The sequence below is a fragment of the Candidatus Angelobacter sp. genome, from assembly GCA_035607015.1.
In the GTDB taxonomy this organism is placed as follows: domain Bacteria; phylum Verrucomicrobiota; class Verrucomicrobiia; order Limisphaerales; family AV2; genus AV2.
In genome coordinates, this window is sequence record DATNDF010000321.1 from 1 (window position 1) to 4,745 (window position 4,745).

9 protein-coding genes are annotated in these 4,745 nt (G+C 58.8%); all 9 read left to right on the plus strand.

Going from position 1 to position 4,745, the window contains the following annotated elements; genetic code table 11:
- Positions 1-535 (plus strand): hypothetical protein (locus VN887_12800; GenBank protein HXT40885.1); only part of this gene is annotated, 535 nt, incomplete at its 5' end.
- Positions 536-541: 6 nt separating this feature from the next.
- Positions 542-976, plus strand: coding sequence for a flagellar hook capping FlgD N-terminal domain-containing protein (locus VN887_12805; protein ID HXT40886.1), 435 nt, complete (start codon positions 542-544; stop codon positions 974-976).
- On the plus strand, positions 973-1,224 hold the full coding sequence (locus VN887_12810; protein ID HXT40887.1) for a hypothetical protein: 252 nt from the start codon (positions 973-975) through the stop codon (positions 1,222-1,224). The genes VN887_12805 and VN887_12810 overlap by 4 nt, the downstream gene beginning before the upstream one ends.
- A 23-nt stretch (positions 1,225-1,247) precedes the next feature.
- Entirely contained in the window at positions 1,248-2,105 is an 858-nt protein-coding gene (locus tag VN887_12815) for a flagellar hook-basal body complex protein (GenBank protein ID HXT40888.1), read from the plus strand.
- 6 nt (positions 2,106-2,111) lie between these two features.
- Positions 2,112-2,690 (plus strand): flagellar basal body-associated FliL family protein, encoded by a 579-nt coding sequence (locus VN887_12820; GenBank protein ID HXT40889.1) that lies wholly within the window; start codon positions 2,112-2,114, stop codon positions 2,688-2,690.
- Between the two features lie 9 nt (positions 2,691-2,699).
- The gene (locus VN887_12825) at positions 2,700-3,677 is read left to right on the plus strand and encodes a flagellar motor switch protein FliM (protein ID HXT40890.1); all 978 of its coding nucleotides are present in this window, start codon (positions 2,700-2,702) and stop codon (positions 3,675-3,677) included.
- A gap of 6 nt (positions 3,678-3,683) precedes the next feature.
- Positions 3,684-3,953: a flagellar motor switch protein FliN gene (gene fliN, locus VN887_12830; GenBank protein HXT40891.1), complete on the plus strand. Its 270-nt coding sequence runs from the start codon at positions 3,684-3,686 to the stop codon at positions 3,951-3,953.
- Between the two features lie 94 nt (positions 3,954-4,047).
- Positions 4,048-4,491, plus strand: coding sequence for a flagellar biosynthetic protein FliO (locus VN887_12835; GenBank protein HXT40892.1), 444 nt, complete (start codon positions 4,048-4,050; stop codon positions 4,489-4,491).
- Between the two features lie 7 nt (positions 4,492-4,498).
- A partial coding sequence (locus tag VN887_12840; protein ID HXT40893.1) for a hypothetical protein occupies positions 4,499-4,745 on the plus strand: 247 nt, incomplete at its 3' end.

Consider the following 4,745-nt stretch of genomic DNA (forward strand, 5'->3'; position numbering starts at 1 on the left):
TGCCACAACGCGCGTCTCCGCCAATCCAGAACCCACGGCCTCTGCTATTTCCTCCGCCGCTGTTCCACCCGCAAATGCCAGCGACGGTCGCATTCGCGTTTTGGAACGCACGCATGATATCGTCGCGCTGCACGCGATGCGCCTCGCCCAAACCGGTTCCGATTCGCTGCATGTGGTCGTGAAACCCGGCGATGGAATCCAGCTTTCTCTCGAATTGCGCCAAAACCAGGGTGGAGTTCAGGTCAGCGCCTCGCTGCACAAGGGCGACTTTCAGCACCTCAACCAGCATTGGCCCGACCTGCAGCAGCGCCTCGAAGCGCGCGGCGTTCGCGTGGGTTCGCTGACCACGTCCGATAACTTTTCCGGTACCAGCCACCAGAATTTTCAACAAAACAAACAACAACAATCCTCCCAACACGATCCGCTGTACGCCGGCGCGTTTGCAGAATTTGCGCTCGCCGGTGCGATGAGCGAAACGTCCGCCGCGCGGGCCGCCCGCCCCACGGTGCATCGCGGCTGGGAAACCTGGGCTTAAATATTTATGAGCAGCGTCAATGGCATCACTGGTTCCACCGGCAGCACTCAAACTAATTCCGACAATGCAGTTCCCCTGCCCACGCAGATGTTGTCGCAGCAGGACTTTCTGAATTTGTTGGTGACTCAAATGACGGCGCAGGATCCGTTGAATCCCATGAGCAACCAGGACATGCTCGCGCAAATGGTCCAGTTCAGCACGCTCAACGCGAACACGACCATGCAATCGGCCCTCGGCCAGATGCAAAGCACTGAGGAAGTTGCGCAGGCCACCGGGCTTCTCGGCCGACAGGTCACCGTGCAAGTCGATCAAAACACCATGTCGCAAGGAATTGTTTCGGGCGTCGACACAAGTGGGACTTCGCCGGAAATCATCATAGACGGTCAATCCTATACCCTCAGCCAGGTGCTTTCGGTAGCGAATGCATCCTCCACTCCATGACAACGACAAAAGAAACCCACGAAATGTTGTTCACCTCCAACTATACCGAAAGCGGGCAAAGCCCGCTCGGCGACGTTCGCCAGCATCTCGCCGAAGCGATGGTTGGCAAGACGGTGGACCTCCTCAGCGGCCGCGCGGTCGCGCACGGCATCGTCAGCGGCGTGCTGCTGCTGGCGGGCAATCCCAAATTGCTCGTGAATGGCCGCATGTATGATTTGAACCAGGTCCTCACAGCCACCCCGGCTTAATTCAACAACCCAAGAATAAAAATATGATCGGCTCACTTCAAACCGGCGTCAGCGGCCTCCAGCAATTCCAGGAGGACCTCGAAGTCATCGGCAACAACATCGCCAACGTCAATACGACAGGCTACAAGTCGTCCGACATGCAGTTCGCAGACACGTTCAGCCAGACGGTCGGCGGCAGCGCTTCCGGCGCGGTCATGCAGGTGGGCTCCGGCGTCACCAGCGCGTCCATCAATTCTGATTTTACCCAGGGCCCCATCAATCCGACCGGCAATCCATCCGACCTGGCCATCAGCGGCAACGGCTTCTTTGTCGTCAAGGACGCTTCCACCGGCGCGCCGTATGTCACGCGGGACGGCAGTTTTTCGGTGGATACCAATGGCTTTCTCGTCAACAACGAGGGGTACCGCGTCCAGGGCTACACCGGCCCCGGGCCCTACACGGCCGCCAGCCCCATCGGTGATTTGAAATACGACGCCGCCACCGCGATCAGCGCCTTGAATGACACCACCACTCCAGCTCCTACCCTGGTGGGAGACATCAACATCGACTCCGCCGGCCAAATTAACGCCACGTTGAGCGACGGGACCAAGGGGGTTATCGGCCAGGTCGTCCTGCAAAATTTCACCAATCCCCAGGCTTTGTCGAAGCAGGGCAATAATCTCTACACCTACACCGCCACTGCCGGCGCTTTGACCGCACCCATTGCGCCCTCCACTGGAGGCCTGGGCAGCGTTCAAGCCGGCAAGCTCGAAACCTCCAACGTCGATCTCGCCGCCCAGATGGCCGCCCTGATCACCGCGCAACGCGCTTTCGAAGCCAACGCAAAAATCATCACCACGAGCGATGAAGTTTTGCAGGACCTCAACAACCTCAAACGCTAATCCACAATGGCTGCAAATCGCACCGAATCCACCGAATCGTCGGACGACACCGCGCCGTCCGAATCGGCCGCGGCCGCGGCCGCGCCGGCGCCTTCCGGCGGCGCCAAGGCCTGGATGCCGCTCATCATCATGGTCGTGCTGATGCCCATCCTGGCATATGTGATGACCACCTTTGTTCTTTTGCCCAAATTGAAAAAGGGCCTCGGGGTCCCGACGGTTGCAGAAGCACGCGAGAGCGGGGGCGAATGCGGCGCCAAAACGAGAAAGGAAACCAGTTCCGCCAAAAAAGAATCGGTGCCTATGAATAAACTGCTGGTGAATGTCGCCGGCACCATGGGCGCGCGTTACCTGCTCGTCAGCCTTTCGGTCGTCGGTTCGAGCTCCGATTTTAAAGCGCAGATGGATGCGCACGACGCCCAGTTGCGCGACATGGCCCAAAGCGCCCTTTCCACCAAGACACTTGCAGACCTGGAAAAACCCGGTGAGCGCAATCTGATCCGCAATGAATTGGTCTCCGGTTTCAACAACATTCTCGGCGACGGCATGGTCGAGGAAATCTATTTCCCCGAATTTGCCATCCAATAATGCGCAGCCATGAGTTCTCAAAATCCTCCCAACTCATCCGACAGCGCGTCGGCTCCCGCCACGGAGGATGTCGCCGTATTGACGGCTGCAGGCGCGCGTGAAACCCGCAAGCGTGGCGATATTCGTTCGCACGACTTCCGCCAATCCGGTTTTCTCACGCCCAGCGAATTGCGCCGCATCCGCCTGCGCCACGAACAATTCATTCGCGGCCTCGCCAGCAGGATGGCGATGTTTCTGCGGACGGAATTCATCGTGCAGCCCGCCAGGGTGCAGATTGTCGGCTATCAAAAATTTATCGAAAGCCTGCCGAATCCCACGCACATCACGCTGTTCAAAACCGATCCGTTGAAAGGCGTGGGGCTCCTCGTCATTCCGCCGCGGCTCAGCCTGATGATTGTCGATCGCCTGCTTGGCGGCCCCGGCCAAATGCCGGAAACCAGCCGCGACCTCAGCGAGATTGAAATCGCCCTCACCGACCAGGTGGCCACGCTCGTTCTGAGTGAATGGTGCAATCATTGGCCGGAAATGCGCGATTTGAAGCCTTCGCTGCTCGGCCATGAAAACAACAGCCGCTTTCTCCAGACTGCGCCAGCCGATACCGCCATGCTCGCCCTCACGATGAACAGCGGCATTGGCGAGCAACTCGAGCCCATCCAGATCCTTTTTCCGTACGCCACGGTCGAGCCGTTGATGCGACTCCTGAATCCGCCGATGCCGGAAAACGCTGCCACGCCCGCGCGCGCCGACAAGCCGAAATGGAACGCGGAATTCAACGACGTCAAAGTCCCCGTCACTGCCGAATGGCATGGATTGAAAATGTCCGCGGGCGACATCACGCGCCTGAAAAGCGGCGATGTGGTGATGCTTGACCCGCAATGCGCGGCGCAAGTCCACCTGCGCTTCAGCCATCTCCCGAAATTTGTTGGCCGCCCCGGCACTTGCAGTGGCAAGTGGGCGGTGCAATTGACCAGCCCGATTACCACCTGATTTTTCATGAACGCTACCGCTGAAAATCCCACCAATCTCAATCTCGTCCTGGACGTGCCCGTGAGTCTCACCATTGAGCTCGGCGGCTGCCAGCTTCCGATGCGCGAGGTGCTGCAACTCAACGTCGGTTCCGTCGTGCAGCTTGATAAGCCCGCCGATGCGCCGGTGGAATTGAGCGTGAACGGCAAGCTCATCGCCCGCGGTGAAGTCGTGGTCATCGAAGATCGCTTCGGCGTGAAGATCACCGAAATCATCGGCAGCGTTCCTGCTATGTAGGGAGTTGATGCATGACATCAGCTCAAAAACGCAATATTTAAAGGCTTTTGGCCGCGCCCATGCAATTCTTGCCGGGCTAAAAAGCTCCGCCCTGATGGCGGCAGTATTTTCCCTTTTTGCCATCACAACAAGTTTCTCCGCTGATGCGACCAATTCATCTGCTCCACCGCTGACTCTCCCGCAACTGCCCGACGCCGGCCCGTCCGTGCTTCGGGTAATGGGCGCGCTGGCGTTGGTGCTCGGATTGTTCCTCGGCGGAGTGTGGCTTTACCGCAACTGGCAACGCCTCACCATCCAACGCGGCCGCGCGCCGAAACTGAACGTCATCGAAACGCGCCCGCTTGGCGGCAAGCACGCGCTCTATGTGATCGGCTACGAACAGGAACGTTTCCTTCTCGCCTCCTCCCCTGCCGGCGTGAATCTCCTGAGCCATTTGCCGACCGCGGCTGAAACCGAGGAAGCCGGTGATACCAAAACCGCGGTTCCCACGCCTTCGTTCGCCCAGGCACTGACGCAAGTGCTCAAGGGAAAATCGTGAGGGACAAATGAAAAAATCATTACCTTCCATTTTGCGCCGCTGGCTCCCGATTCTTCTGATTGTTCTCGGCTTTGCTTGTCATGCATCCGCGCAGACGACGACCAACAGCGCCACGACCGGTTTCGGCCCCGTCCAAATCAGTCTCGGCGGACACGGCGGCCCGCAGGATGTTGATACCGGCATCAAACTGCTGTTGGTGCTCACGTTGTTGTCGCTCGCGCCGTCGATTCTTTTGCTGATGACCTGTTTCACCC

What these genes read in the sequence shown, in the direction of transcription:
- VN887_12805 (HXT40886.1), top strand. Translation starts at nt 542, where the DNA reads ATGAGCAGCGTCAATGGCATCACTGGTTCCACCGGCAGCACTCAAACT.
- VN887_12810 (HXT40887.1), top strand. Translation starts at nt 973, where the DNA reads ATGACAACGACAAAAGAAACCCACGAAATGTTGTTCACCTCCAACTAT.
- VN887_12815 (HXT40888.1), top strand. Translation starts at nt 1,248, where the DNA reads ATGATCGGCTCACTTCAAACCGGCGTCAGCGGCCTCCAGCAATTCCAG.
- VN887_12820 (HXT40889.1), top strand. Translation starts at nt 2,112, where the DNA reads ATGGCTGCAAATCGCACCGAATCCACCGAATCGTCGGACGACACCGCG.
- VN887_12825 (HXT40890.1), top strand. Translation starts at nt 2,700, where the DNA reads ATGAGTTCTCAAAATCCTCCCAACTCATCCGACAGCGCGTCGGCTCCC.
- fliN (HXT40891.1), top strand. Translation starts at nt 3,684, where the DNA reads ATGAACGCTACCGCTGAAAATCCCACCAATCTCAATCTCGTCCTGGAC.
- VN887_12835 (HXT40892.1), top strand. Translation starts at nt 4,048, where the DNA reads ATGGCGGCAGTATTTTCCCTTTTTGCCATCACAACAAGTTTCTCCGCT.